The sequence below is a fragment of the Stenotrophomonas sp. AS012628 genome, from assembly GCF_010608305.1.
Lineage (GTDB): Bacteria > Pseudomonadota > Gammaproteobacteria > Xanthomonadales > Xanthomonadaceae > Stenotrophomonas > Stenotrophomonas geniculata.
Map to the genome: position 1 here is coordinate 1 of NZ_VMBJ01000139.1, position 268 is coordinate 268.

Below are 268 nucleotides of genomic sequence, written 5' to 3' on the forward strand. Positions count from 1 at the left end.
GGCTGAAGGAGGTCGCGCCCTCCAACGAGGTGCGCAAGCAGTTCTGCCACGATCCGGCACTCTTCGACAGCTTCCGCGAACACTACCGCGCCGAGTTGCAGGCGCACCCGGAACATTGGTGGGGCCTGCTCGACAGCGCTCGCGAGGGCACCCTGACGCTGCTCTACGGCGCCCACGACCAGCAGCACAACAATGCCGTGGTGCTGGCCGAGTTCCTCGAGGAGGAGCTGGACCGCCAGCAGCCGGGTAGTTCGCCGACCTGCTACGC

At 67.2% G+C, this 268-nt stretch carries 1 protein-coding gene; it reads left to right on the forward strand.

The genetic code is table 11. From position 1 onward, the window contains the following. A partial coding sequence (locus G5A07_RS21310; protein ID WP_191863983.1) for a DUF488 family protein occupies positions 1 to 268 on the forward strand: 268 nt, incomplete at both ends.